The organism is Flavobacterium sp., from assembly GCF_004295795.1.
Lineage (GTDB): Bacteria > Bacteroidota > Bacteroidia > Flavobacteriales > Flavobacteriaceae > Flavobacterium.
On record NZ_SEBR01000007.1, the window covers coordinates 89,211 to 114,939 of the forward strand.

General features: G+C 45.4%; 21 protein-coding genes. 15 read left to right on the forward strand and 6 right to left on the reverse strand.

Going from position 1 to position 25,729, the window contains the following annotated elements:
- Positions 1 to 91: 91 nt before the first annotated feature.
- Complete coding sequence (locus EOO49_RS07985) at positions 92 to 3,436, reverse strand: CotH kinase family protein (RefSeq protein WP_290844443.1); 3,345 nt, start codon at positions 3,434 to 3,436, stop codon at positions 92 to 94.
- 377 nt (positions 3,437 to 3,813) lie between these two features.
- Between EOO49_RS07985 and EOO49_RS07990 the strand changes: the two genes are divergently transcribed.
- The 14 genes from EOO49_RS07990 to EOO49_RS08055 all read left to right on the forward strand — a co-directional run bounded on the left by EOO49_RS07990 (position 3,814) and on the right by EOO49_RS08055 (position 19,619).
- Positions 3,814 to 4,734 carry a glycosyltransferase family 2 protein gene (locus EOO49_RS07990; protein WP_290844445.1) on the forward strand — a complete coding sequence of 307 codons (921 nt, stop codon included), beginning with the start codon at positions 3,814 to 3,816 and terminating at the stop codon, positions 4,732 to 4,734.
- A 16-nt stretch (positions 4,735 to 4,750) separates the two neighbouring features.
- Positions 4,751 to 5,605, forward strand: coding sequence for a formyltransferase family protein (locus EOO49_RS07995; protein WP_290844446.1), 855 nt, complete (start codon positions 4,751 to 4,753; stop codon positions 5,603 to 5,605).
- Positions 5,606 to 5,619: 14 nt separating this feature from the next.
- Positions 5,620 to 6,780, forward strand: a complete 1,161-nt coding sequence (locus EOO49_RS08000; RefSeq protein WP_290844448.1) for a hypothetical protein — start codon at positions 5,620 to 5,622, stop codon at positions 6,778 to 6,780.
- Complete coding sequence (gene rffA, locus EOO49_RS08005) at positions 6,781 to 7,905, forward strand: dTDP-4-amino-4,6-dideoxygalactose transaminase (RefSeq protein ID WP_290844450.1); 1,125 nt, start codon at positions 6,781 to 6,783, stop codon at positions 7,903 to 7,905. It begins immediately after the preceding gene.
- Positions 7,906 to 7,909: 4 nt separating this feature from the next.
- Positions 7,910 to 9,772: a glycosyltransferase family 39 protein gene (locus EOO49_RS08010; RefSeq protein WP_290844452.1), complete on the forward strand. Its 1,863-nt coding sequence runs from the start codon at positions 7,910 to 7,912 to the stop codon at positions 9,770 to 9,772.
- A gap of 65 nt (positions 9,773 to 9,837) precedes the next feature.
- Entirely contained in the window at positions 9,838 to 10,404 is a 567-nt protein-coding gene (locus EOO49_RS08015) for a hypothetical protein (protein WP_290844454.1), read from the forward strand.
- 67 nt (positions 10,405 to 10,471) lie between these two features.
- Positions 10,472 to 11,719, forward strand: coding sequence for an oligosaccharide flippase family protein (locus EOO49_RS08020; RefSeq protein WP_290844456.1), 1,248 nt, complete (start codon positions 10,472 to 10,474; stop codon positions 11,717 to 11,719).
- Positions 11,720 to 11,762: 43 nt separating this feature from the next.
- Complete coding sequence (locus EOO49_RS08025; RefSeq protein WP_290844458.1) at positions 11,763 to 12,440, forward strand: acyltransferase; 678 nt, start codon at positions 11,763 to 11,765, stop codon at positions 12,438 to 12,440.
- Positions 12,440 to 13,681, forward strand: a complete 1,242-nt coding sequence (locus tag EOO49_RS08030; RefSeq protein ID WP_290844460.1) for a hypothetical protein — start codon at positions 12,440 to 12,442, stop codon at positions 13,679 to 13,681. The genes EOO49_RS08025 and EOO49_RS08030 overlap by 1 nt, the downstream gene beginning before the upstream one ends.
- Positions 13,678 to 14,829: a glycosyltransferase family 4 protein gene (locus EOO49_RS08035; protein ID WP_290844462.1), complete on the forward strand. Its 1,152-nt coding sequence runs from the start codon at positions 13,678 to 13,680 to the stop codon at positions 14,827 to 14,829. Before EOO49_RS08030 ends, EOO49_RS08035 begins: the two co-directional genes overlap by 4 nt.
- Before the next feature lie 62 nt (positions 14,830 to 14,891).
- Complete coding sequence (locus EOO49_RS08040) at positions 14,892 to 15,989, forward strand: DUF1972 domain-containing protein (RefSeq protein ID WP_290844464.1); 1,098 nt, start codon at positions 14,892 to 14,894, stop codon at positions 15,987 to 15,989.
- A complete protein-coding gene (locus tag EOO49_RS08045) occupies positions 15,961 to 17,262 on the forward strand; it encodes an O-antigen ligase family protein (RefSeq protein WP_290844466.1) in 1,302 nt (433 codons plus the stop codon). Before EOO49_RS08040 ends, EOO49_RS08045 begins: the two co-directional genes overlap by 29 nt.
- A 4-nt stretch (positions 17,263 to 17,266) precedes the next feature.
- Positions 17,267 to 18,250: a UDP-glucuronic acid decarboxylase family protein gene (locus EOO49_RS08050; RefSeq protein ID WP_290844468.1), complete on the forward strand. Its 984-nt coding sequence runs from the start codon at positions 17,267 to 17,269 to the stop codon at positions 18,248 to 18,250.
- Between the two features lies 1 nt (position 18,251).
- Positions 18,252 to 19,619 carry an exopolysaccharide biosynthesis polyprenyl glycosylphosphotransferase gene (locus tag EOO49_RS08055; RefSeq protein WP_290844471.1) on the forward strand — a complete coding sequence of 456 codons (1,368 nt, stop codon included), beginning with the start codon at positions 18,252 to 18,254 and terminating at the stop codon, positions 19,617 to 19,619.
- Here the strand turns inward: EOO49_RS08055 and EOO49_RS08060 are convergent.
- Genes EOO49_RS08060 through EOO49_RS08075 form a run of 4 tightly spaced genes read right to left on the reverse strand, consistent with a single transcriptional unit; the run spans position 19,616 to position 24,086 of the window.
- On the reverse strand, positions 19,616 to 20,791 hold the full coding sequence (locus tag EOO49_RS08060) for a glycosyltransferase family 4 protein (protein ID WP_290844473.1): 1,176 nt from the start codon (positions 20,789 to 20,791) through the stop codon (positions 19,616 to 19,618). The two genes, EOO49_RS08055 and EOO49_RS08060, sit on opposite strands and share 4 nt — an antisense overlap.
- Complete coding sequence (gene wecB, locus EOO49_RS08065; protein WP_290844475.1) at positions 20,776 to 21,873, reverse strand: non-hydrolyzing UDP-N-acetylglucosamine 2-epimerase; 1,098 nt, start codon at positions 21,871 to 21,873, stop codon at positions 20,776 to 20,778. Before wecB ends, EOO49_RS08060 begins: the two co-directional genes overlap by 16 nt.
- An 18-nt stretch (positions 21,874 to 21,891) precedes the next feature.
- Positions 21,892 to 22,764, reverse strand: coding sequence for a hypothetical protein (locus tag EOO49_RS08070; RefSeq protein ID WP_290844477.1), 873 nt, complete (start codon positions 22,762 to 22,764; stop codon positions 21,892 to 21,894).
- The gene (locus tag EOO49_RS08075) at positions 22,761 to 24,086 is read right to left on the reverse strand and encodes a phenylacetate--CoA ligase family protein (protein ID WP_290844479.1); all 1,326 of its coding nucleotides are present in this window, start codon (positions 24,084 to 24,086) and stop codon (positions 22,761 to 22,763) included. The genes EOO49_RS08070 and EOO49_RS08075 overlap by 4 nt, the downstream gene beginning before the upstream one ends.
- A 112-nt stretch (positions 24,087 to 24,198) precedes the next feature.
- Here EOO49_RS08075 and purD point away from each other — a divergent pair, with 112 nt between their 5' ends.
- Positions 24,199 to 25,476 (forward strand): phosphoribosylamine--glycine ligase, encoded by a 1,278-nt coding sequence (gene purD / locus EOO49_RS08080; RefSeq protein ID WP_290844481.1) that lies wholly within the window; start codon positions 24,199 to 24,201, stop codon positions 25,474 to 25,476.
- Here purD and EOO49_RS08085 read toward each other — a convergent pair.
- Entirely contained in the window at positions 25,468 to 25,692 is a 225-nt protein-coding gene (locus tag EOO49_RS08085; protein ID WP_290844483.1) for a uracil phosphoribosyltransferase, read from the reverse strand. The two genes, purD and EOO49_RS08085, sit on opposite strands and share 9 nt — an antisense overlap.
- Positions 25,693 to 25,729 lie beyond the last annotated feature (37 nt).

Genomic DNA, 25,729 nt, shown 5'->3' on the forward strand with positions numbered 1-25,729 from the left:
TTCGACGAACTGCACGTTCTCAGAAATTTCTGTCAATAAAAAAAGGGAGAAAAACCGAAGTTATCTCCCTTTGAATCAATATAATATGTGTTTATCGCTTAATGATCTTTTTAGTTTCGGTTTTTCCGTCGCTGGTAATCTGTAACATGTACATGCCGGAAGTCAGTCCGTCGAGGCTGATTTGAGCCGATGTTCCGACGTTGCCCGATTGCACCATTTTGCCGTCGATCGTAAACAAGTTGTATTTCGCTTGAGCCGATACATTTGCCACATTGACAATCCCGTTGGTCGGGTTCGGATAAACAAGGAATTTGACCTCGTTGTGGCTCGGAGCCGAAAGCAAAGAGGTTCCGTGAACTGCGATGTTGTTGAAAGTGATGCGGTTTCCGGCATCGACTGTCATGTCGCCCGTTCCTGAGAAACGCACGCGAATCTTCAAGTTCGAATTGTTGTCGGCCGCCGTGATTGACGAGAAGTCGACATTGAACAAAGCGTAATCTGCGGTCAACGGCAAAGTGGACGAAGCCAATCCGGCAGTTGTCCAGGTTGGAGTCGATCCGGCAACGGTGGAATAATCGATCACGATATTTTGTGCATTCGTCAATTCGTTTTTGGCTGCGAAAGAGAACTTGATGTCTTCGAAATTAGCAGTCGTGAAAGCGAACACCATTGTGTTTTCGGCAGTCGCTGTCGCCAAAGGCTCTTTTATCTGGATGCCACGCATTGCACTTGCAGTATAAGCCGCGCCGCCGTTTGCAGCAGCGATGTAGTTGATTGGCGTCGGGCTGTTTCTTCTTTCCATCGATGCGTGTTGGAACAAAGGGTTTCCGGCTGCATAAGGATAGCCTGGCAAGCACGAAGTGTAGTTGATGATCGCGTCAGTGGCCGGAACTTCAAACGATGAAGCCAAAGTCGAAAGTGGCGTGTCGTTGGCGATTGCCGTTCCCATGTACCAGAAATAGATCGGCTCGCTTGCGTTGGTATTCGTCGGAACAAAAACAGCTTTCACTGAAAATGCCGCCGACATCGTAAGCGTAATTTGGTCGGTTGTCGCAGTCGACGCGCCTTCCCAATGACTGAAAGTGTAACCTGTGTTCGGAATGGCTTTCAACGTCACCGGAATTCCGGAGAAGTAAACGCCTGTCCAAGGATAAGGATTCGCGGCGATGTTGTCAGTGCCTTGCTTGATGTCGATCGTGTTCATTTTTACGTATCCGTGAGCCAGAGCCGATACATCTACAGTTGCGTTGATGTTGGCCGGAATCGCGAATTTCCCACGGATATGATTGCGTTGGATCGCCGGACGTTGCGTCGCGAAACTTTGCTCGAATCCGTAGAAGAAATTGAAATCTGCCATGTCAACCGGCGCGGTCCAACGGTCGATTTGCTCGGCGAGTTCCGGAAGGATCACATTTTTCATCTCTTCCATTGTCGTGTTGACGAAAGCCGATGAGTAAGTCGTGTTGATCTTATCGGCAAAACGGTTGATGAAATAGTTCTTGAAACCCGTGTTCTCAAGCATTTTTCTCAAAAGGAAAGTCGACCATTCCGGGTTTGGCCATTCCGGACCGTTCGTAGCTGTCGCAATTGCCAAAGAGTTGCGGTTGATATCTTCTGACGTGGTGGCGAAAGTCGCGTCCATGTCGTGACCAAGCCATCTCCAGCGTCCGTCATGCGGATAAGCCGCGTTCGGGGCATCGACCTTTTCTCTCCAGTAAACGATATTGTTTCCCGGCCAGTCAAGGTTGTCGAAATAAATGTTGTGGATGAAATAATCGGCGAAATTCTCATAATCGAGTTGCGTCAAGATATAATCGTAGTTCGCCTGCACAGAAAGTGGATGCGTCGCGATATAGTCCGTCATCGCAATATAGTCGTCCGCATCGCCTTCTTCGACTTGTGCCTCACTCTCCAAGATGTCGATGTCGTTTATGTCGAAAACGCGCTTGAAGTAATTGTTGTCGAATTTGTCGCTGAAACTCAAGATTCCCCAATATTCGCCGTTCACGAACGTAACAGTCGGTTGGTAACCTTTTGCCAAAACGTGCGATTGCTTCAAAAGTCTCATGTTCAAGGCATCGCGGAAGTGCGTTTCATAGAAATCTGCACCCGAGTTGCGAAGGATCAAACGCTCAAAGTCGATTGGTTGGTTCGGGAAAAACGCGTAATCCATGGTTTCGTCCCCGTATTCCGCACGAGCGTAAACGTTAAACGATTTGTTCTGCCAGTCGCGTGACGATCCGCCGTGCAAACGAAGCCCGATGTTTTGGTTGATGACTTGCGATCCGTTGACGAAATAGGTCATGTTGGCTTCGCGTTCCCAAGCCATTCCGCGGCGGTAATAATTGCCCAGATCTTCTTGTCCTTCCGGCTCAAGCGTTGGGTTGTCGATGCGCCATTGATCGAAATCGACTCCGGGAACGTAAATCCCGTCGTTGTAATCGAAAAGTTTGTTCTCGCTGATGCTAAGGGAAACGACCGGCAAAGAAAAACGGCCACTGCCTTGTGGCGTCACAAAGTAAGTGTTCGAAACGGTTTTGCTTGGAAGCGCGCCCGGTTTGACGACTTTCGCACGAACGACAGTTCCTTTGAAGATGTTGTTGTCCGGAAGATAGAAAGCGTCGAAATACGTCGTCGAGATCATCGAAATGTCGTTCGCCTGTGACGTGCGGTTCACGATGTTGATGGGACCTGTGTAGGAAATACTGTTGAAGTTTTTTGTCAAAAGCGCACCAGTAGCGTCGCCCGGATGATGCGGATAAACGTTCTTGTACTGATAAGTCGTCCCAGACAAGTTATTCGGGTCCGGCTCGCTTCCGTCAAGCGTATAAATGATAGACGCGCCAGAAGTCGCCGTTGCCAAACTCAAGTCGAAAGCTGCAGTGAAAAATCCGCCGGCTTGTGAAAAAGTTGGCGGATTCAGGATTTCATTGAATCCGACAGTGCCGTTTTGCGCGCCCGGAGTCGCCGTGGTAAAGAACACGAACGGTCCGGTTCCGTTTGGAAGTCTTCCGTAAGACACGTCCGATGGAATCGCCGTCGCCGGAACTTGACTGATTGTCGCATTGGCCGCGCTTGTGAGCGTAATGACTTCGCCGTTCGAGCTGATCTTGAAATTCGTGTGCAAAGGCTGGCCAACGACAGTTCGGTTTTTATCGGAACAATAAATTAGCAGATATGCGCCCGGAGCGATCGTCTGGGCCGGGAAAACCCATTTGAAGGGAAGCGTCGGATCGTCCGAAAGGCCGTATCCGTTAAGGTTGACAGCAGCCGAAGTGCCGTTGTAAAGTTCCACCCAATCCTGGAAATCACCATCCTCGTCGGCATTGGTGAAAGTATTTGATGTCAGTATCTCGTTGATTACCAAGTTTTGGGCGAAAGATTTGCCGCCAAAAACAAGGAACAAGACAATCAAAAACGGAGTAATTTTTTTCATGACGTTTTTAACAGATTGATTTTTAAGGGCGTGAAATTAGATACATTAAACCTGCATTAGAATTTTTGTCGATGTAAAGCACAAATTCCCTTTCAAATGCAGAAATGTGGCGTTCGCCGAAATTTGACCTTCAAAAAAGCAAGATTCACCGCTTTCACGCCTAAAATTAACGTATCGGCAATGCCAAAAAATCGATAGCTTTACAGCCGATTCAAATACTGCGGCCACGCGGGATATCTCAAAGAGGTAAATACTATGCAAGCTCATTTTCGTCACGTTGCTTTCTGAAATGGAGCCAAACAACTGCTAATTTGCAACGTAGTTATGGATAAAAAGAAAAAATGGAATAGTTTTACACAAGTTAAACAACAACGATTGTGAAGTTATCTGTAGTTTCGCCTGTTTATCGCGCCTATAACGATTTGGAAGAGCTTGTAACACGGATAAAAGCATCGGTTCCAGATGGTTTTGACGAACTCGAGATTATTTTGGTAGATGATTTCAGTCCGGATGATTCTTGGAACAAAATCGAGCAACTCAGTAAAATCCATCCCGAAATAATCGGAATAAAACTCAGTAGGAATTTTGGCCAGCATTATGCCATCACAGCAGGACTTGATGTGGTCACCGGCGACTGGATTTCGGTAATGGACTGCGATCTTCAGGATCAACCCGAAGAAATACCCAAACTTTATCAAAAAACGCTTGAAGGTTACGATATAGTCCTGGCCCGGCGTCACAGCAGAAAAGATAATTGGGCCAAGCGCTTTTTCTCCAAGACATTTTACCGTACGCTCGCTTATTTGACTGGTTCGCATCAGGACGAAGCAGTCGCGAATTTTGGCATCTATTCGGCAAAAGTTATAGCACAGGTTGTGCGCATGCGTGAAAGCATCAGATATTTTCCGACGATGGTGAAGTGGGTAGGTTTTCGAACGGCTCATCTCAATGTGAAACACGCTTCACGGCAAGACGGAAAATCAAATTACAACTTCAAGCGCATGATAAAGTTGGCCTTGGATATCATCTTGGCTTTCAGCGATAAACCGCTTCGGCTTATTATAAAATTCGGAGTTGTGATCGCGCTTTGCTCATTTGCGGTCGCACTTTTGATGATCTATCGCTACTTGGAAGGCGACATTTCCGTAATCGGATATGCGAGCCTGATCATCAGCATTTGGTTTTTAAGCGGATGTATTCTTATCACATTGGGAACACTTGGACTTTACGTGGGAAAAATTTTCGAAGGAGTAAAAGGACGTCCAATTTATATTGTGGAGAAGCGAACAGATGTATAAAGCGGGACTTTTCTTAATGGGAAAAAAAGGGTTGGAATGCCTTGAGTCGATCGTTCGCTGGAAACAACAAAGCGGTCAGCGTTTTTTTGTAGTTGCGGGTCGTGATAAGGCAATTGCAAACGATTATTTCGAAGATTTGCGTACACTCGCCAATGCATCCGATATCACTTTTATTGAAAGAACGGAGGCAACGGAAATTCCTTCGGCCGAAGTTTATTTTGCAATCGGTTGGCGTTGGCTCATCAAGACACAAATGGACAAACTTATCGTATTTCACGATTCATTACTGCCAAAATACAGAGGATTCAATCCGCTGGTGACGGCGCTGATTGAAGGCGACGCAGAAATTGGAGTGACGGCAATCAAGGCCGATCGTGAATTCGACAAAGGTGACGTTATCGACAGTAGGAAAGTGACTGTCACCTATCCGATTAAAATTGAGCGTGCGATAGACGCCGTTAGTCTGCTTTATGCCGATTTGATTTCCGACATTTTGTCCCGATTGACAGCACAAGGTATCGAGGCGAAACCACAAGACGAGAATCTGGCTACTTACAGTTTGTGGAGAGATGAACAGGACTATCGTGTAAACTGGAATGAATCTTCCGAGCGTATCAGCCGGACTATCGATGCGGTCGGCTATCCATATAATGGAGCAGTGACGTACATCGGCGGCGAGAAAATAACGATCCACGAATCTGAAATCGTTCAGGATATTACCATCGTGAATCGCGCGCCCGGAAAGATTTTGATGATCGAGGATTCACATCCGATAGTGGTTTGTGGCTCTGGATTGCTGAAAATTTTACATGCGACAGATGAAAATGGTCAAAAATACATGTTCAACAAATTAAGAGTCAGACTAAACTAAAACAAATGGCAAAAATGAAATTTTTTGATAAGAAATTCGGAATTTTCGATATTGTGTTGCTGTGCCTGTTGTTGGGGATATTTTATTTCATGACATTCAGGATTGGTACTGATATTCCGCTTCATGCCCAATTCATTAAGGATTACGCATATGGAAATAAGCCGTTCCAAACGAATTTTCTTTACTATGGAGTGGTTTATTTACTGAGCTTTTTCTCGTCCAAAACGTCGTCATTGCTTACAATATCGGCATATGTACTTACCGCTGCGACCTACGTGAAATTCGTACTTGGTCGAAATTTTCTCAGTTCGGGGAGTTCTGGAGCTGTCGAATTATCTGCTAAAAAAGCCAATCTGCTGTCGGCGGCTTTGTTGTTTTGTTTCAGCCTTCCGACTATCATGGCCGCAAGTGGCTATTTTTACCTTTTGAGTTTTCCGCCTAACGTGTGGCACAATTCAACGACCATATTCGCCATGCCTTTCGTTATGGGACTGTTTTGGATCAGCGTGCGTCAATTGGAAAATCCGACGAATAAGCGCATGTTGTGGATCGGCTTGCTTATCGTGGCAAACGTTGTAGTAAAGCCCAGTTTTCTTTTTGTTTATCTTTTGGTCTATCCGCTGTTATTGCTCAAGACCTACCGTTTTTCGAAAACGTTTTGGGTAAATCTTTTGCCACTTTTTTTGGCCGGAATATTGATTTTGGTGGAATATTACTTTATATACGTATCGGTCGCCCAAACGGAAAAGAATTCCGTGGTGATCGAGCCCTTCTCATTCATGAAGGTTTGGTCGGCGGGCAATAATCTTGCGCTCGTCTTTGTTTGCACTTTCATTTGCAGTTTCCTTTTCCCTATCGTAACGTTGGCAAAAAACCCGAAAATGCTCAAGGAGAAAATGGTACAGTTTGCGCTGTTGGGAATCGCGATTGCGTTACTCATAGGTAATTTGTTTACAGAAGTAGGCACACGTGCATCTGACGGAAATTTCCTATGGCAAAATATCATGTGCTCTTTCTTGCTTTTTATGACCTGTATTTACCAGATCGTAAAATCGGTCATCGCCGACGAACGTGGTTTCAAAGCGTTCATTATAGAGTTGCTCGCACTTAGTCTCCATGTATTGGCAACGCTAGTTTATTTTATCAAAATCATCAAAACAGATTCCTATTTCTAAATGATTCCATTCAACAAACCCTTCCTTACAGGAAAAGAAACCAATTATATAGAAAATGCCGTATTGTCGGGCAAAATTTCCGGAAACGGGAAATATACAATCAAATGCCAAAAGTTTTTCGAGGACAACTATGGTTTCGGAAAATGCCTGCTGACGACTTCTTGTACTGACGCATTGGAAATGGCAGCGATTCTTATCGACATTCAACCCGGCGATGAGGTCATCATGCCGTCCTACACTTTCGTTTCTACGGCGAATGCATTTGTATTAAGAGGCGCCAAAATCGTTTTTGCAGACAGTCGAAAAGACCATCCTAATATGGACGAGAGCAAAATCGAAGAGCTAGTCACTGAACGCACCAAGGCAATCGTTCCAGTTCATTATGCGGGCGTTTCTTGCGATATGGATATCATCATGGATGTGGCCGAAAAACACGGCCTTTTTGTGATTGAGGACGCAGCCCAGGCAATTGATAGTTTTTTCACGGGAAAAGACGGGGTAAAACGAGCTTTAGGCTCAATCGGACACATGGCTGCATTTTCCTTCCATGAAACGAAAAACATCATTTCGGGCGAAGGCGGGATGCTTGCCGTAAATGATTTGAGATTTGCGGCGAGAGCAGAAATAATATGGGAAAAGGGAACCAATAGATCGGCATTTTTCCGAGGAGAAGTCGACAAATATGGCTGGGTGGACTTAGGCAGTTCTTTTCTACCTTCAGAAGTGATCGCTGCTTTTTTGTGGGCACAACTCGAGAATCTTCAAATGATACAGGCCAAACGTAGCGATCACTGGAGCGAGTACAATAAGGGTTTATCCGATTGGGCCAAAAAAAATAGCATCACGCTCCCAAAAATACACGATTTCGCCACCAACAATGGACATATGTTTTATTTAGTATGCGAATCTATTGAACAAAGAACGGCTATCATATCGGAACTTAAGCAAAAGGATATTCACCCTGTCTTCCACTACATAAGTCTACATTCGAGTCCGTTTTACATCGATAAACACGACGGTAGGAATTTGCCCGAGACAGATCGCTACACAGATTGCTTGCTTCGATTGCCTTTGTATTTTGAACTCGATCCGCAGCAAGTGATTAACGCTTTATTGTCAATTTGAAGGTATGGAAAAAATCAAGAGAATTTTTTTTGAAAATCGTTGGATTATAATGATCATGGTGGTCGCGGCAATATTTAGACTGTGGAAACTCGACTTCCAAAGTATTTGGATGGACGAGATCTATACGATGAACATTTCCAATCCGAATGTCTCTTTTAGCACCACGATTACAGAAATCAATGTCCGGGAAGGGTTTCCATATTTATACTTCTTTATTTTAAAGATTTTGTTCGCCGTTTTCGGATACGACCCAATCGTTGCAAGGTTGTTCTCTGTCGTCCTTGGAGTAGCATCTGTCTATATGATCTACAAATTCGGTAAGATTCTTTTTTCCAAACAAGTAGGACTTATAGCCGCTGTACTGACCGCGTTCAGTGAGTACTTCATTTATATATCCCAAGACGCCAGGCCGTATACTTTTTACTTTTTCGCTGTTTTGGTCTCGTTCCACTACTTGGTCAGATTCTTAAGGGAAAGTTCGTTGCGAAATGCGATTTTATATGGATTGGCTTGTGCATTGGTTTTGAACACAAACTTTTTCAGTTTCATAAATCTACTGGCGCAGGCGGTCGTAATTCTTTTCTTTTTAGTGATGAGCCCGAAAGAATCCAGGCTCGACTTTTTGAAAAAATCAGTATTTGCCGGATTGATAGCTATACTGCTTTTTATCCCTAATTATAAAATTATGTCTAGGATGCTCGCATTTAAATCTGCGTGGATTCCGATGCCCACTCCAGAGACATTTTCGCTTATTTTCAAGGAATTTTTGGGAACATCAGAAATAACGTTGTTCATTTTTACGCCGCTGTTTCTTTACTTCCTTTTCGATCTTTTTAAGGCGAAGGACATTTCCTTTACTCGTCAAGGGCTGCTATCCGATAAAAAGATTTTCGCCTTCACGCTTTTTCTTCCCTGGGTATCTTTTATCGTTGCAATCATTTATATAAAGTCTTATACGGATACTCCGGTTACTATAACGAGATACTTTACCAGCATACTTCCAGTGTTCTTTTTGGTGTTTGCAGCCGCTTTCGGGCTTGTCAGGAATTCAATAGTTCGATATTCCACTTTGGCTGTAGTGCTGTTTTTTATGTTGGCAAATCTGGTCGCGGTAAAAAAATACTATAAAGTGCCAAGTAAGACACAATGGCGCGAAGCCGCAGACTTTGTGATCACCAACGACAAAAAAGGTGAGCCGGTATACACAAGTCTCAAATATTGGTTCGACTACTTCATGACTGCACAAAAAATAAAACGGTCACCAACGCTTGAAGTAGAATCTTTGGAAGCATTGGTAGGCCAAATGATGCAAGATTCGACAAAGGTAAAGGCATTTTGGTATATAGATGCGCATGGCCGTCCTTTCGTACTTTCAGAGTCGGCGCAACAATTCGTAAGCACTCACTTTTATGTTGAGAACAACTTTGAGGGTTATGACTCATGGGGGAAACATTTTGTTCTGGCAAAGGATGCGCCTAAAGTAGTCGACATTTCAAAATTCGGAAAGTTACAGGAATACAACGGCGATGGTTTCCCCAACAGCATAGAAACACTGGAGCGAACAGGCAACATAGTGAAAGTAAACGGTTGGGCGTATTTTGAAAACCAAGACGCGACGAACTCCACTGTAGCTATTTTGTTTGTGAAAGATGACAAAGCCGAAAGATTCAATACCCAAAAAGTAAACCGACCAGACGTGACGTCCTATTTCAAAAGTGAACACAACCTAGACAACTCGGGATTCTCCTCTACGTTCGATGTCTCGGGGCTTGCGCCGGGCAATTACAAAATTGCAGTCCATTTGGTAAATAAAGTCGCTAAAAAAGAGGGACTTATCATTACGAATAGAACATTCGACAAAAAATAAAAAAAAAATTGGAGTCTATAAAAAATTGCTAATTTTGACCAAAATTTAAAAAAAAGTACACCATCATGAAATTAAGACTCGCAGCGGTACTAGTACTCGCCATAACGTTGTTTTCTTGTAAGAACGATAAGACGACTACCGATCCAGCAGCCGCGCCTGAAACGCAAGAAAAGAAAGATGATTTTTTTCGTGTGACTTTCGATCTAATCGTACAGAAAGATGACAATTTCCATCTTTACTATTCGCTCGACGGATCATCCAACTTTACAGAGGATATGTCCGTTTGGATGCCGGTAAAAGGCAGCGACAAAGTTCAGCAAGTCACATTTACCCTTCCAGAAGATGTCATTCCTTCGTTGATGCGTGTGGATTTCGGGTTCGGAAAGAACGAGGCGCAATCTGATGTAGATCTTAAAACGTTTACGATGAGCTACAAAGGAAAAGAAGTAACTGCCGCAGGACAAAATATCTTCACATATTTTCAACCCTTTGAAAGCTATACTGTCGTTGCGCCTGGAACTACAGTTCTTAAGCGTCTAAAGAAAGACCAGACCACAGGCCCTATTCTTTATCCACTTTCACCGCAAACAGACAAAATTAACGAGATCACTGCGGGAGAAGCGCCTGAATAATTTCTTCTTAACGAATACAAAAGCTACAAACGTCAACATGTTTGTAGCTTTTTTTTTAAATTGTTCCATGCTCAAAAGGCTTCTCAACAAACAAACCCTAAACCTCGGCGTCTACGGAATAGGCCAAGCCTTCAACCTGATTACGCCATTGCTCGTGATTCCTTACATCGTTGGGATTTGCGGAGAAGACGGATACGGGAAAACCGCCGTAGGAATGGCGCTTTCGTTCTTCCTGATGGTTTTCATAGACTACGGATCGGACATTGTCGGAGTAAAAAGCGTCTCGGTTTCAAGAGACGACCCAAAGAAATTGAGCCAAATTTTCGCCACGACTTACCTGGCCAAATTCTTCACGTTGTCGCTCGTGCTGATCGCGGCAAGCCTGATGTTTCTCTTCATTCCGTTTTTCAGCGTCGAAAAGCGGCTTTTTTTTCTCGGACTTCCGGTTTTGTTAGGACAATGCGTCAATCCGACTTGGTTTTTGCAAGGTGTCGAGAACTTCAAATGGATCACGATCCTGACCATTATTTCCAAAACGATTTACGTGGTTGGAGTATTTTTGATGATCTCGAACCCGGAAGATTATATCTACAACAACCTCGTTTGGGGAATCGGGATGATCGTGGCGCATTTGATTGTGGTCGGATACCTTTTTACCCAATATCCGATACGTTTTTCCGACGCGAATCGGCACGATGTCAAAACCTTGCTGCGTTCGAACTTCTCGATTTTTTCCTCCCAGATTTTCGTCTCGCTGCAAATGTACGCGCCTACGATGCTCATAAGTTTCTTTGGTGGAAACGCGTTGACGGGACAATTCAAGATCGTCGACCAGATCGTCGTGATTTTCAAGACCTATATTTTGTTGTTCTTCAATTTCGTCTTTCCGCGCATCTGTTATTTGCTGGAAATAGACAAACATCAAGGCCTTTTGTTCTGGAAACGCTACAACGGCGCCAACTTCGCTTTCATCGCCTTGAGCATGGTAGCCATTTTCATTTTCGCCACGCCGATCGTTTCCTATTTCAACCCGAAAGGTATCGGGGAAATCGTTTTCCTTTTGCGGATTGCAGTCGCGATTCCTTTGCTTCAGGCCGTCACGGTTCCGCTCAAGCAACTTATGCTGGGTTGGGACAAACAAAAAGAGTATGTGCGTTACACCATGATAATCACGATAGTCAGTCTTTTGGCGATCGTGCTTGCGATACCTTTTTTCCACGTTCAAGGATTGCTTTGCGTGCTTATCGCCACAGAGATTTTGTCCTCGGCACTTTTCTTCGCATCGGTAAAAAGCAACTTCTTTCTTCGGGGTTAGAAAAACAATCGTATTTTTGGCGTTGGGCCATTCCCTGATTTCAATGCTAAAAGGACTGTTTCAACGCTTACTCGTAAAATCCGGAAAGGATTACCAGATCGACCCGGATTTGCCCGACAGTCTCATCTTCCGAACATTGACCAAACGCACCATCATGTTACTTCGCGGACTGCTGTTTTTGCGCAGAAAGGTTTTCGTCGGATGCGATTGCTCATTCCAGAACAAAAGCAAGATAAAGTTCGGTAAAAGCGTCACGATAGAAAGTCACGTAAAAATCGACGGATATGCCAAAGAAGGCGTACAGTTGGGCAATGGCGTCAAGATAGGATCCTATTCCTGGGTAAGTTGCACAAGCCATTTTTCAAAGTACGGAAAAGGTCTGAAAATAGGAAACAATTCCGCCGTGGGGCAATTCACTGAGTTCGGCGCAGCAGGCGGAATCGAGATCGGCAACGACGTCATCATGGGTTCTTACATCAGTTTCCATTCTGAGAACCACAATTTCGAAGATACTTCCAAGCCCATTCGCGAACAAGGCGTGACCTCGAAAGGCATCAAGCTCGGAAACAACATCTGGGTTGGCGCGAAAGTCACTTTCCTTGACGGATGCGAGGTCGGAGACAATTCCGTAGTGGCGGCCGGAGCGGTCGTAACCGGAATTTATCCGGCGAATTCGGTAATTGGCGGCATTCCTGCCAAAGTGCTCAAAACGATCAGCTGATGGAATTTCGGTTAACCAAAAGATTCTGCCAGATTCTGTTCGCACTTTGCGTCGGCATTCCCATGCTCAACATTTACGAACTTACTTTCGCCGTTTGGACAATTGCCGCATTGGTCACGATCCACAGGCGATATTCTTTGGGAATCCTTAAGCAGATGGCCTGTTTCGCATCGATAATCCTGATTGCGTTCGTAGTCTTTTTGTTTAAGGATTACCTGCTTTATTACATCATCCGCGACATTACCTATATTTTGAAGCCTTTGTTAGGACTTATGATCGGATACCAACTCGCCAAGCGCGATTTCCCTGATCTCATCAAAACCATCGCTTACACAGGTTTTGTAATCGCCGCAATTCACCTTACGGTTTTGCTGATTTCCGTTCCGATGCACAGCGCTTACAACCTGAACGACGTGCGTCTTTACGGCGGATATTTCAGTGATTTCGAGGTCTACGCATTCGTGATTTTGCTTTTTCACGACAAGTTCGGTCTTGAAATGGGCAAAAGACGAAGAATCATCTTTACCTGGATCGTCGGGCTTTCGGCCTTGAGTTATTTCGCCAGGACGAACATGATCCAATTCGTGATTTTGTTCATGGCCATGAAAGGTTATTTCAGGCTTACCAAAACTTCGGTCACCGTGCTTACGACACTTTTTGTTTTTACCGTCGTTTCTTATTCGGCCATTCTCTGGATCAACCCCAAACGAGAAGGCGACGGGATCGAGGCATTGCTGTACAAGATCAAAATTGCGCCCACCGAACCTTTCAAAACCAAAATCGACCGAAACGACTGGAAAGATTTCAACGACAATTACAGATCGTGGGAAAACATTCTCGGAATCCGCCAAATGACAGAAGACGGTTGGGCGACAATCATTTTCGGGAAAGGCATCGGCTCGAAAGTCGATCTCAAGGAAGAAGTTTGGCTTGGCGACATGCGATTGCGCTATATTTCGATTCTGCACAACGGATATCTCACAGTTTTCCTCAAAGCCGGACTCGTTGGCGTTTTCCTTTACCTGACCACGATTTTTATGTTGTTCAGACGTCCGAAGTCCGACATTCCAATCGTAAAATCGCTAAACCTTTTGCTCTTCGGAACCGGAGTTTTCCTCATTTTCTCGAACTGGGTTTTCATGGGCGTCTACAATTTGCTCGACAACAAATCGATCCTGATCGGTGCGCTTATCTGCTATCGCGAAATGGCGATGCGAAACCCAAAACCTGTCGAAGAATGACCATACTCGTAATCCATCAATCGGCAGAACTTTACGGCTCAGACAAGACTTTGCTGCATTTGGTATCGGCCTTACAAGGTTCCGAAATCTCGTTCATTATCGTGCTTCCGTTCGACGGGCCGCTCAGGCCGGAACTCGAGAAATGCGGAGCCAAAGTCATCATCGCGCCCGTAATCAAGATTTCCCGAAAAATGTTTACGCCCGGAAACGTCTTCTCGCTTCCAACCCAGGTTTGGCGTGGCTTCGCGGCGGTAAAAAAACAATTGGGCAAAACGAAGATCGACCTGGTTTACTCCAATACGTTGGCCGTGATGTTCGGAGCTTTGTATGCAAAACGTTTCCGGTTGCCGCATTTGTGGCACGTTCACGAAATCATCGAGCATCCCAAAATCATCGCCAGATCGTATCCGAAATTGGTGAGACGCTTTTCAAATGTTGCCGTTTTCAACTCTTTCGCGACCCAGGATTTCATGCTTTCGCAGTTGCCGGCCTTGTCCAAAATCTCGCAAGTCGTGCACAACGGGATCGATCGTCCAGAGCCGAAAGACAATCGCGACGAAGTGCGTTCGAGGTTTTTTGATGCCGATAAAGATTCGGTCGTGATCGCACTCGTAGGAAGAATCAGTCGTTGGAAAGGCCAGAAATTGCTGGCCGAAGCGTTCTCGAAAATGAAATCGTCGGCGGCTACGAAATTGGTTTTTGTAGGATCGGCTCCGCCAGGACAAGATCATTTTGAACGCGAATTGCAACAAACCGTTTCGCATTTCGGCTTGACCGACAAAACAAAAATGGTCGCTTTTACAGATGACATCTGGTCCATTTGGGACGCGATCGACATTGCCGTCGTGCCGTCGACCGAGCCCGAACCTTTCGGATTGGTCGCCATCGAAGCGATGCTTGCCAAAAAGCCGGTCGTCGGCGCCAATCATGGCGGTCTTGTGGAAATCATCCGCGAAAGCGAAACCGGAAACCTGTTCACACCGGGAAATGCAAGCGAACTGGCCGAATGTCTCGACGCGCTTTCCGACTCTTTGGAATTGCGCAAAACCTTCGGAAACAAAGGCTTCGAAATCGCTACGGAACACTTTTCGCAAAAGAGTTACACTGACGCCTTTCTTGAAATTTTCTCGCGTTTCTCACGCAAATAATCTTTCGCGGTTTTGTTACTTGTGCAAAAAGGCTATTTTTGCGCCCGAACCAAGGCCAGAATATGAAAATCGCAATCCTAGGAACCCGAGGAATTCCCAATCATTACGGAGGTTTTGAACAGTTTGCCGAATTTTTCTCGGTCTATCTCGTCGAAAAGGGCCACGAGGTTTACGTCTACAATTCGCACAATCATCCGTATCAGGAGAAAACTTTCCATGGCGTGCAGCTTTTGCACATCAACGATCCGGAACACAAAATGGGCACTTTTGGCCAGTTCATCTACGACTACAATTGTATCATGGACGCCAGAAAACGCAATTTCGACATCATCCTGCAATTGGGTTATACGAGTAATTCGGTTTGGTTTTTCCTGCTTCCGAAAAAGCCGATCATCATCACGAACATGGACGGACTCGAATGGAAACGCACCAAATACAACCGTCCGGTGCGACAATTTCTCAAGTTTGCCGAAAGATTGGCCGCGATGAGCAGCGATTATCTGGTTTCGGATTCCATTGGAATTCAGGATTTCCTCAAAAAACAATACAAGAAAGAGTCGACTTACATCGCTTACGGAGCGCATCCGTTTGACAAACCGGACGCGTCGATTCTTGAACAATATAACGTCGAGGCCGCGAATTACAACATGATCATGGCGCGTTTCGAACCCGAGAACAATCTCGATATGGTGTTGCAAGGCGTTGTGAAATCGGGTGAAAACAAAACGATTTTGGTCGTCGGAAAACATCAGACCAAATACGGGGAATATCTCAAGAACAAGTTCGCGAAATATCCGAATATCAGGTTCACCGGCGGAATTTACAACCTCGAGCACCTGAACAACCTGCGTTATTTCTCGAACATTTACTTTCACGGGCACACGGTCGGCGGGACGAATCCTTCGCTTCTCGAGGCCATGGCATCAAAAGCTTTCATCGCATCTCACAACAACGCGTTCAACAAAGGGATTTTGGGCACGAATGCCGTGTATTTCTCGAATCCTGACGAGGTCAAAAATATTCTGCTTTCGGCTCGAAAAAGCGATAACTTGCAGCTCATAGAAAACAATTACGCCGCTATCGTCAATGAATTCAACTGGGAAACCATCAACGGAAAATACCTCGAACTTTTTGAGCAGGTTATGGGAAAACCTCAGTAACGGCCATCCGCTTTCGTTTTTTGTAATCGTTTTATTGGTTTGTGCTCCGGTCAAATTGGGCATCGGAAACATCGCGTTGATCTTGTTCGGATTGGCCGTGATTTGGCAATTCCGACTTCACAGGCATTTCAGCAAAGACTGGATTTTATACCTTCCGATGGCGCTTTTCGTACTAATGGCGCTTTCGTTGCTTTGGTCAATTGATTTGCCGCGTTCTGTAAAAGCGCTTCCGCGGATGATCTATCTGTTCCTGATTCCGCTTTTGTTTTTGATGTTTCCGGCGTTCTCGAAAAACCAGCGCATCAGAATAATGGAATTTTTCGGATACGGAATGAGTGTAATCGCGCTGTTTTACTTACTCAAAGCCTGCATCCGATTTTTCCTTACCGGAAACAAAGCCGTGTTTTTTTATCACGAATTGGTCACCGAGGAAACCAACGCGATTTACGTCTCGGTGTTTTTTTCGGTTGGATTTTTCGCCTTGCTGACCAAATACTCCAAATCGATCCTCGACAAACTTTGTTGCGCGCTTCTGGCTTTGCTGATCATTCTGCTTTCGTCCAAGAACGTCGCCTTGGTTTGGGCGCTTTTGACGATCGTGTATTTCGTCGGATTCTCCAGATTCAACAGAAAGCAGATCGTGATTTCTGCCTTCGCGCTGATTTGCATCGGAATTTTGAGTCTTTTCCTTTTCCCGAAAATCGTGCAGCGTTTCCAATCGGAATTCAATACGGCAAAAGTCGATCCGAAAGACATCGTGATTTCAGGGCAGAACGTCAACAGCGTCAGTATTTCCCAAGCCTGGAACCAGGAAAAATTCACGCAGAACGATTATTTCGCAGGAACGGCTTTCCGAGTCTATCAAGTACGCATTTTTACCGAAATGCTTGGCGAGGACAACATTTTCTGGCAAGGCTACGGGCTCAATGCATCCTATTCCAAAGTCGGACAAAAAACAGAAGAGCACGGACTTTTCAAAGGAAACGAAACCGTTAAAGGCTACCAAGGCAAGAACTTCCACAACCAATATGTGCAAAACTTCGCCGAACTTGGAATTTTTGGGCTTTTGCTCATTTTGGCCATGCTTTTCATCAACCTCAAAAATGCCGTAAACGCCAAAGATTTTACCCATATTTCTTTTGCAGTTCTTATGATAAGTTTATTTTTGACGGAGTCATTTTTGTGGAGGCAAAGAGGCGTCACATTTTTTGTGCTTGTCTACTGTCTGTACAACGCGGGGAACAAAATTTCCCTGTCCGCAAAAAAAGCGTAAGTCTATGAAAAGAATTTTGATTACCGGAGCGGCGGGCTTTTTGGGTTCGCACCTTTGCGACCGGTTCATTGCCGAGGGTTATTACGTTATTGGAATGGACAACCTGATCACCGGCGACCTCAAAAATATCGAACACTTATTCAGCCATAAAAATTTCGAGTTTTACCATCACGACATTACCAAGTTCGTGCACATTCCGGGACGACTTGACTACATATTGCATTTTGCATCTCCGGCCAGTCCGATAGATTATCTCAAAATCCCGATCCAGACCTTGAAAGTAGGATCGTTGGGAACGCACAATCTGCTGGGATTGGCACGCGTCAAGAAAGCGAGGATTCTCATTGCTTCGACTTCTGAAGTTTACGGCGATCCGCTTGTGCATCCGCAAACCGAAGAATACTACGGAAACGTGAACACGATCGGGCCGCGAGGCGTTTATGACGAAGCCAAACGCTTCCAGGAATCGATCACGATGGCTTACCACACTTTTCACGGAGTGCAAACCAGGATCGTCAGGATTTTCAACACTTACGGACCGAGAATGCGACTCAACGACGGCCGCGTGATTCCAGCTTTCATCGGACAAGCGCTTCGAGGCGAAGATTTGACGGTTTTCGGAAACGGTTCACAAACGCGTTCGTTTTGCTACGTAGACGATCAGGTCGAAGGCATTTACCGTTTGTTGCTGAGCGATTACGTGCTTCCGGTAAACATCGGAAATCCGGACGAGATCACGATCAGCGATTTTGCCGAGGAAATCATCAAGCTCACGGGAACACAACAAAAAGTCATCTACAAAGACCTGCCGGTGAACGATCCGTTGCAGCGTCAACCGGATATCACCAAAGCGAAAGCCCTTTTGGGTTGGGAACCGAAAGTCTCGAGATCCGAAGGCATGAAAATCACTTACGAGTATTTCAAGTCGCTTTCATCCGAAGAACTTTTGAAAGAAGAACACAAAGATTTTTCAGGATATATCCATTGATATGACGGAAGCTAAAACGGGTAGGTATTCCAAATACATCAGACCGATCAGCATTTTGCTCGACTTGGCCGTGATCAATATCTTGCCGTTTTATTTTTTCAAGCAGCTCAACCTTGATTTTCACTGGTTTATCCCATATCAAAACATCGTTTGGATCGGGATTGCTTTCCTGATCAAGTTCTACGGCGTTTACAGGTTCACGACTCCGGTAGATATTCTGTCGAAACTCGTAAGGCAAGGCGTGTTGTTCCTGCTTTTGGTCATTGCGTTTTTCCCGTTCGCCAAAGAGACGATCTTCAGCGGGAAAGCCATTGCGTTGTATATGTGTTCGTCCATGGCGATCATCACGGTTTTTAAGTGGTCGCTATTTTACTATCTGAAAAAGTACCGAATCATCACAGGAAGCAATTTCCGGAATGCAGTCATCATAGGTTATACGCCAGAAGCCATCCGCCTCAAGCAACTTTTTGAGGAAAGAAACGATTTCGGATACCGCTTTTACGGATTTTTCTCAGACAAGAAATCGAACGAGAACATAAAGGGAAAGCTCGACGTACTCAAGGATTTCGTGCTTGCAAACAAGATCGACGAAATTTATTGCTCGCTCAACGAGATTTCGAACGAGCAGCTCAAGGATCTGGTCGAATTCGCCGATGAACACAAGCGCTCGATCAAGTTTATTCCCGACACGAAAGACATTTTCTCCAAAAACCTCAAGATCGATTACTACGGATTTTTCCCGGTACTTTCGCTCCAGAGAACAATGTTGCACGAACCTGTCGTAAAAGGTTTCAAGCGCGGATTCGACGTTTTTTTCTCGCTTTTCATCATTGTTTTCGTGCTTTCCTGGATGATTCCGATTTTGGCCATCATCATCAAGATCGAGTCGAAAGGCCCGGTTTTTTTCAAGCAAGGAAGACCCGGAATCGACGAAACCGAATTCTTTTGCTACAAGTTCAGATCGATGCGGATGAATCTGACGACAGAGAAAGAAGCGTCCAAAAACGATCCGCGCGTAACCAAAATCGGACGCATTTTGAGAAAAACTTCCATGGACGAACTGCCGCAGTTCATCAATGTCTTGGTTGGCGATATGTCTGTCGTTGGCCCGCGTCCGCACTTGTGGTCGCAAAACAAAGCTTACGGAACGCGCATCAAAAAATACATGGTTCGCCATTACGTAAAACCCGGAATAACGGGATTGGCGCAAGTTCGCGGCTTCAGAGGTGAAATCGAGACAGACGAAGACATGATCAACCGAATCAAATTCGACGTGTTTTACATCGAGAATTGGTCGTTCCTGCTCGACATCAAAATCATCCTGCAAACGGTGATCAATATTTTCAAGGGAGAAGAAAAAGCGTACTAGAAAACGCCTTCCGAAATCAAGTTCCGAAGTTGGGAATCGAGGTTGAAGTTGCGTTTCGCCGTTTCAAGAATTCTTGTTTTCATTGGGATTAACGCTGGTTTTCCATTTTCCGAAATCACTTTCAGCACAGCATTCAATGCTTCGAAATTCTCAACCGAAGCAACCCAACCCAAGTCATTTTCGCGCACGATATCCTCGCCTTCGCCGCCGCCAAAATACAGGATCGGCATTCCCAAAGCGCCGTATTCGAAAATTTTTGATGGAACCGAACCGTAAATTCGCGTCGCCAGCGGAACATAGGCGATATCGAATTCCTCGAGTTTTTTGTGCAACACTTTTCGGTCGACCATTCCGTGGAAAACGATGTTTTTATCGGGATGATTCGCGATGTATTTCTGGATTTCCGATTTTTCGGCTCCGTCTCCAAAAATGTGGAATTCGACGTTCGTCCCGGCCAAGTCCATCTTTTGGCAAGATTCGAGTACACCTTGCGCCACGCCAAGCAATCCGGCGTAAAACAACTTGATTTTTTCGTCGCTTTCGCGGAAGGAAAACGCTTCGGTATGATCAGGAAAATTGCGATACAAATGTGCGTTCTTGCTCGGAACGATTTTGTGCACGTGCGCCAAGATTTCCTCCGATTGACCCAAAACCACGTTTGCGTTCCTATAGATGAATTTCTCGAGAAACAGCGCGAATTTGTGCGAAAACGATCCGTGTTGCATCACTTTTAGTTCCAAAGCCGCCATCGGCCACAAATCGGAGACGTTCAAAATAACCTTGCGTCGGCGAATTCTCAGCGCCAAAACCGCGAGAAACGAGAGCAGCAAAGGCGGCGATTGCACGATGACTTTCTTCGGAAGTTTCCCAAACAGCAATTTCAGGAACAAAACCGACGAGAACGACAAGATCGAAAGCAGTCGTTTGGCGATGTTTTTGCTGTTGCTCGGATAGATCCAAAGCCGTTTCACGAGCACGTTTTTCTGGTTTTCCGACACCGAGAATTTGCCGCGATATTGCTGGAAGAGCTTGCCTTCGGGATAATTCCCAAGCGGACAGATCACGGCAACTTGGTAATGTTGCGACAACTTGAGCGCCATTTGCTCGATCCGGTTCGCCGCCGCGCCTTTTTCCGGCGGATAATAATTCGATACGATCAGGATTTTTTCCATTCCGAGAGCAAAATGTCGATGATTCTTTCGGATGCTTTTCCGTCCCAAAGTTCTGGAATTCCGTGTTCGCGCAATCCGTTTTGGAGAAATTCCGTAAAGTGTTTCGTCAGATTTTCGACTGAAATTCCCACCAAAGTATTTGTTCCAATAGATTGTGTTTCAGGTCTTTCAGTATTCTCCCGCATCGTAAAGCACGGAATTCCCAGAACGGTCGTTTCTTCCGAAATTCCACCAGAATCGGTGATCACGGCAAAACTGTTCTTGATCAGATACATAAATGCCAAATAGCCTTGAGGTTCGGCGTACAAGATGTTCTTGAAGTCAAGTTTCGCGTCGCCCAAGATCGCTTTAGTGCGCGGATGCACGGGGAAAACGACTTTTTTGTCGCCGGCCAATTTGTCGATTCCGAGAAGTAAATTTTGCAGCGATTTTTCCTCGTCCACATTGCTCGGTCGGTGCAAAGTCAACACGATATAATTTCCGGTTTCAAGCCCAAATTCCTGCCAGAAATCGGGTTGCTTTACGCGCGGTAAATTCTGTGTAAGCGTGTCGATCATCACGTTTCCGACAAAATGGACATTGTCTTGATTAGCGCCATATTTCAGCAGGTTTTCCGAAGCCGAAGTCGAGGTCGTAAAGAAATAATCGGTAATCGAATCAGTGACGATCCGGTTGATTTCCTCGGGCATCGTCCAATCTCCAGATCTTATTCCAGCCTCGACATGCGTGACTTTCACGTTGAGTTTCTTGGCCACGATCGCGCAAGCCATCGTCGAATTCACGTCGCCCACGACCAAAACCAAATCGGTTGGATTTTGCAGCAATTCCTGTTCGAAAGCCACCATGATCGCCGCCGTCTGAACCGCTTGCGAACCGCTTTTCACCTCGAGATTCGCGTCGGGATGCGGAATCTTCAATTCTTCGAAGAACGTATCAGAGAGATTTTTGTCGTAATGCTGGCCAGTGTGAACGAGTCGGAAAGAAACGTCAGCGCCAGCATTTTTACGGCTTTCGATCGCTTTGATGATTGGGGCAATCTTGATGAAATTCGGCCTTGCGCCGGCGACGATCGTGATTTTCATTCGATGTTATTTAGGCTGTCAGTTGACTTTGATTATTTGGGCTTTTTTGGCGTCTATTCGCCATTTCGTGACTTTGTTGTTTCGCAAGTCGTTGGTTGTCAGTAAATTTGGATCTTTCGGATTTTTTTCCACTTCCAAATCGTCGTTGCAACTTTCGGTTTGCACATCTTTCGCCGATGTCACTTTGTAATTTTTGTCGAGCAGCAAAGTTACGTATCCAGATTCTATCCCGGCGCCGCAACGTCCTTGGGAATTTTGGTTATACGTGTATTCGTAATTCAGCAACACGCGCGAGCCGGATTTTAGCGCACAAATTCCAACGAACGAAAACCGCTTGCGCTCGGGAATCAAACCAAGCAAATTTACGTGATGCGTTTTGCCGTTTGCAGCTGTGATGACCAACAATTCGCGTTTTTCGAGGATTTCTGTCGTCTCATCGGGCGCAAAATACAACGGCATTTTTTGGTTTCCCGATTCCCATGAAGCCTTTATTTCACGGTCGTATTTCGCAATCGAGAACTTTTCGGCATAACCTTCGCTGTGTTCCAAATCTTGCGCTTTCGAAAATAAATCGGGTTTTTTCGACTCGAAATCCAATATTTTACTGCGTGAATTTTTGTCGTCGAAACGAAAAAGCGTCAAACTGCCATTGTAAACGCCAACGATCGGGATTTTGGTTCTGGAAGATTTTTTTCTGTACCAACCCTGAACCGAATAATACGTTTGGTCGTGCTCGGCAAATTGCTTGTGAACTTTGAGAAAAATCGCAACGGGCATTCTTCCTATGTGTGCGTGAATCGTCCTTTTTGTCGCTGTAAAAGCCACGACTTTGGCAGATTGTCCATTTGCGTAAATTGTCAGAAGCAACAAAATGGCGAGAAACTTTTTCATCGGTTTCCGGATTTTACCAAATTCGTGAATTGCTTCAGTTTTCCGGCCGATGTACGTTCCAAAGTCGGTTTTCGGTTGTAGGCGAAAGTCAGTCCGGGCTCGAGATAATCGGTCATGATTTTGGAAATTCGGTTTTCTTCGCCTTCCGTCAATTGCCTTCTTGACGTGTAATCGATCTCGAATTTGTCGATTTCCGTCTGACGGATCACGAATTCGCCAACGTTTCCGTCGTCTTCGAAAATCTTTTTGGTCAGTGAGTAAAACGTCATTCCCGCGGGTTTTTTGCCACTCGGAAGTAGCGCAAAATCGCTGGTTCGGCCAACAAGTTTCTTGAGAATAGGCTTTTTGGGAGTGCTTTTTTCGTCGAGAATGCCGCGGTCGCCCACGTCGTATCGAATAAACGGATGCGCTTTGTTGTCAAGACTCGTCACCACGATTCGGCCTTCTTGTCCGTGAGGAAGCACTTTTCCTTCATCGTCCAAAATCTCCACGAAAATCGTTTCGGAATTCACGAGCCATTCGCCTTCTGGATTTTCAAACGCGATCACTTCGAGTTCCGATGCGCCGTATTCATTGGCAATCGGGATTCCGAGTTGGGTTTCGAGCAACTTTCGGTCATCGGGAAAAAGCATTTCCGAAGTCGTGATGCAAACCTTCAAAGTCGGGCAAATGTCCTTGAGAACGATATTTTTCTTCTTCAGATATTTGGCCAACAACACGATATTGCTCGTGTAACCGTTTATGTACCCGAACTTGGTCTTACTGAATTTGGATGTGATTTTCTCGAGCGCATCATCCGATAAATCGAAAATATCGAAGCGATGCCGTTTGCTCAAAAAGTCTTTCACCTGAAGTTTCCTCGAGGCGGCGACATCAAGCGAACGCCCATAAAACCTGGCTTGCCACGAGTTGTTGAAATCAATTCCGAACCAACCGAAACGCCTCTGGATATTCGCCCAAACCATCGCGTGACAAGCTTTGTCCTTGGCAAAAGTCATGGGATTTCCGCTCGATCCCGAAGTCTTGTTGACGAAAACCATCGACTCGCGAAAAGCCTTCGACAAACGTTCACCAAGCGGACGCTGAAAATCGCGTTTTTGCATTACGGGCAAATCTTCCCATTTTTCGAAACTCGAATTTTGAGAAATTTCGCGGTAAAAAGCGTTGTGTTTGAAGTGATAATCGACGATGTCTTTTTTGCGCTGTTCGAGAAAATCGGCGTAATGCGAATCGGGAACGGCGAGGATTTTCCTGAGTTCAAGCTTCGCCCATTTTAACGGATATCCGTTGAGTTGGAGCGATAAGTCGAAAATTCCTGGCACGGCGTCAAATTTTCGTAAAAATACGCGAATCCGACCAATAATTTAAACGCTCACAAATATTGTCTTTCCCGCCAAAACCGAGTATTTTTGGCACTCTAAACACACGACTACCATGACGATTCTTCTTCTCGGATCAGGCGGACGCGAACATGCGTTGGCCTGGAAACTCCTAAAATCACCACTTTGCACAAAACTTTTGGTCGCGCCCGGAAACGCGGGAACGGCTCAAATTGCCACAAACGTGGACATTTCTCCAACAGATTTTGCCGCAGTAAAAGCATTGGTGCTTGAAGAAAATATTGAAATGGTCGTCGTCGGGCCAGAAGATCCGCTCGTGGAAGGCATTTACGATTTTTTCAAAGCCGATGAGCAACTTGCTGAAATTCCGCTGATCGGACCGTCGAAACTTGGCGCCAAACTCGAAGGCAGCAAGGAATTCGCGAAGGAATTTCTGATAAAACACCAAATTCCGACCGCGGCATACGACAGTTTCACGGCCGAAACCGTAGAAAAAGGCTGCAAATTCCTCGAAACCTTAAACGCGCCATACGTTCTGAAAGCCGATGGATTGGCCGCCGGAAAAGGCGTTTTGATCCTGAACGATCTCGAGGAAGCAAAAACGGAATTGCGCAATATGCTCGTCGGACAAAAGTTCGGAGCCGCATCTGCCAAAGTCGTCATCGAGGAATTCCTCGACGGAATCGAGCTTTCGTGCTTCGTCCTGACCGATGGAATCAGCTACAAAATCCTTCCGACAGCCAAAGATTACAAGCGAATCGGAGAAGGCGACACTGGTTTGAATACAGGCGGAATGGGCGCGGTTTCACCGGTTCCGTTTGCCGATCACGTGTTCATGGAGAAAATCGAGACGCGAATCGTCATGCCGACCGTCGAAGGGCTGCGCAAGGACGGAATCGAGTACAAAGGCTTCATTTTCATCGGGTTGATCAAAGTCGGAAACGATCCTTTCGTGATTGAATACAACGTGAGAATGGGCGATCCGGAAACCGAGGTCGTGATGCCGAGATTGAAATCAGATTTGGTGCAATTGTTCTTTGCCGTGGCAAACGAAAGACTGGACGAAGTCGCTTTGGAGATCGATCACCGCGCGGCTACAACTGTAATGATCGTTTCTGGCGGATATCCGGAAGAGTATGAAAAAGGAAAACTGATCACAGGTTTCGATGAAATCTCAGATTCGATCGTCTTTCACGCCGGAACGAAATTGGATGCCGCGGGAAATGTCGTCTCGAACGGCGGACGCGTTTTGGCGGTCACATCTTACGGAAACGACTACGAAGAAGCCATAAAAAAATCGTATCAAAACATAGACAAGCTACATTTTGATACGATGTATTATCGAAAAGATATCGGTTTTGACTTAGCTTAAGAAAGAGTGAGCGGTCGTGTCCTGAACGTCGTCTTCCTTGGTCAATCCGATTTGCTTGATCCAATAAATCAAGTAGTAAGCACAGATTACCATAAAAACCGCGTTCAATAGGTTGGCGCCGAACCAAGTTTTAAGCTCCAAGGCTCTCAACCAGTCAAGCGGCACGTACAAAACGTCAACGAAAAGCCATTGGATTGCTTCGAAAAATGATTTCATCTCTGAACAAGTATTAATTTTACTTCCACAAAAGTAT